Source organism: Mesorhizobium sp. M1E.F.Ca.ET.063.01.1.1, assembly GCF_003998155.1.
GTDB lineage: Bacteria > Pseudomonadota > Alphaproteobacteria > Rhizobiales > Rhizobiaceae > Mesorhizobium.
Genome location: NZ_RZSC01001487.1, coordinates 1 through 565, shown reverse-complemented (window position 1 = coordinate 565; position 565 = coordinate 1). Strand labels below are relative to the sequence as shown.

The window sequence follows — 565 nt, the reverse complement described above, 5'->3', positions numbered from 1 at the left end:
CGATGAAGGCCATGCCTTCGACGCCGTCGGCAATCGTCGGGAAGACGACATCCTTTGCCGGCTTGCCGCCCTTCCTGCGCGCCGCGCGGATGGCGCGGGCCGCTTCCTGGTAGATGTTGGCGAAGCCTTCGAGATAGCCCTCCGGATGGCCCGAGGGAACACGGGTGACACGCCCGGCGGACGGCAGCGCGCCGGCGCCGGCGCGGGTCAGCAGCTGCTTCGGCTGGCCGAACGGCGTATACCACAGATAGTTCGGATCGGCCTGCACCCATTCCAGCCCGCCCTTCGACCCGTAGATGCGCAGTTTCAGCCCGTTCTCATGGCCGGGCGCCACCTGGCTTGCCCAGATCATGCCCTTGGCCGGATGCGTCTTGCCGACCGGCTTGAAGCGCAGCATGACGTTGACGTTGTCGTCGAGCTGCCGCCCCGGCACGAAGGCGTCGAGATCGGCCGACAGCGTATCGAGCTCCAGCCCGGAGACGAAGCGCGCCAGGTTGTAGGCATGGGTGCCGATGTCGCCGAGCGCGCCGCCGGCGCCGGCCTGCTTCGGGTCGGAGCGCCACGC

1 protein-coding gene is annotated in these 565 nt (G+C 69.0%); it reads right to left on the bottom strand.

Annotated features, from left to right (window positions below; translation table 11 throughout):
* On the bottom strand, positions 1-565 hold a 565-nt coding region (locus tag EOA29_RS39385), incomplete at both ends, for a Gfo/Idh/MocA family oxidoreductase (RefSeq protein WP_145970156.1).